The sequence below is a fragment of the Bartonella sp. PS7NMGDW genome, from assembly GCF_042193585.1.
GTDB lineage: Bacteria > Pseudomonadota > Alphaproteobacteria > Rhizobiales > Rhizobiaceae > Bartonella > Bartonella grahamii.
This window is the reverse complement of the sequence record NZ_JBHILX010000122.1, coordinates 1-636: the sequence shown is the minus strand read 5'-3', so window position 1 is coordinate 636 and position 636 is coordinate 1. Positions and strand designations below refer to the sequence as shown.

Annotated in this window: 1 protein-coding gene; it reads right to left on the bottom strand. The window is 40.1% G+C overall.

Annotated features, from left to right (window positions below):
* Nucleotides 1-54 precede the first annotated feature (54 nt).
* A partial coding sequence (locus ACFIKJ_RS09660) for a lambda exonuclease family protein (protein WP_375652245.1) occupies nt 55-636 on the bottom strand: 582 nt, incomplete at its 5' end.

The following is a 636-nucleotide window of genomic DNA, read 5'->3' as shown; positions in this document are numbered from 1 at the left end:
TAAATGGGTGGGGGTGCTTAAGCAAGAGGAGAAGGAGAGAGCACCCCCATAGGTTTAAGCAGCTTTTGCCAAAATCTTTTGCATCTCTTGTTCTATTTCCCCTAAAAAGATTTCGACCGCTTTATTAATCTCTTCAATGTGTTTCTCATCACGGAGGACGCGTTTGATTTTCATTCTCAAACCAGTAGATTTGCCTACAAAGTTTGGATTATAGCTAATGAAATCACACCATTTGCGTCCTGTGCATGCCATTTGGAATTGCATTTGTGCGTGATATTCTGGTTTGATTTCGTCATACATAAAAAAACGAAGATGAGTTGTTGATTGTGGACATTTGACTTCGATTAAACCGTCCTCTCCAATGAACCCATCAGGACTTGCACCCGCCATTTTCATTTTTGGGTGTGGGATAAACCCGCATCTTGTGACTTCTGCGTCATAAATGAATTCATATTCTCTCAAGGCATTCTCTTCATGTTCAATGCCCCATTGCATAGCAGGTGTTGTATAAGATTGGCTTATTCCCTCTATTAAGCGTTCTATCATGAGTTTCGTTTTGTAGTCTTCATATTTGCTTGTAGGCAAACCTTTTGCTGTCTTACTGAGTACGTTGTAAACGTTTGAAGCAGTGACTTT